This is a genomic window from Columbia Basin potato purple top phytoplasma (genome assembly GCF_028595955.1).
Taxonomy (GTDB): Bacteria; Bacillota_I; Bacilli_A; order Acholeplasmatales; family Acholeplasmataceae; genus Phytoplasma.
The window spans coordinates 1-716 of the sequence record NZ_JANHJP010000029.1 but is presented as its reverse complement, the minus strand read 5'-3'; the positions used below and the strand labels follow the sequence as shown (position 1 = coordinate 716).

The window sequence follows — 716 nt, the reverse complement described above, 5'->3', positions numbered from 1 at the left end:
AGCAAAAATGAAAAATTAAAGGAGATTTAATTAATGATTAAATTACAAAATCAATTTAAAATAATAAGTATTTATTTATTTATTTTTTTAGGACTATTATTTATAACTAATAATTATCAAGTTATCGCGATGAATAATAACGATGGCATATCTGAAAATAATTCAGTTGTTGATAATCATATAGATGAATATAATACTTTTAGAAACTTATTATTAATCCAAGGCAGAATATCTCAACAATTAATTAATGCTCTTTTTAATCATAGTTCAGTAACAGAAATTAATTTTTTGTTGAATCAAATACAACAAGTAAACCAACAAATAATAACTTATCAACAAAGACAACTAAATAATCAAGAACGAATATTAAGAAATTTTGATAATAATATGGCAAGAGTTCAATTAGAAAGAGAATATTTATTGTTAACACAAGAGATGATTTCAGCCATTAATAATATACCACTTTATGCTTCAGAAGAACAAATAAATACCTTAAGAAATATTCAAACAAGAATAGATCAAAATCAAAGACAAATAAATATCATTAGAAATCAAATACAAAATAACCAAAATAAACCAAATAATCATAGAAAACGTTAAAATAATTAAATTTTTTAATCAAAAAAAAGACCCTTTTAAAGGGTCTTTTTTTATTTAACAACACAACTCAACAATTGGAAAGGAAACCAAAAATTATGTTAATTAAAAAAATCTTT

Annotated in this window: 1 protein-coding gene; it reads left to right on the top strand. The window is 21.1% G+C overall.

Going from position 1 to position 716, the window contains the following annotated elements; translation table 11 throughout:
- Positions 1-33: 33 nt before the first annotated feature.
- Positions 34-600, top strand: a complete 567-nt coding sequence (locus M8044_RS02480; RefSeq protein WP_273585467.1) for an SVM family protein — start codon at positions 34-36, stop codon at positions 598-600.
- Positions 601-716 lie beyond the last annotated feature (116 nt).

Coding starts and splice junctions, on each gene's coding strand:
- M8044_RS02480 (WP_273585467.1), top strand. CDS start 34: ATGATTAAATTACAAAATCAATTTAAAATAATAAGTATTTATTTATTT.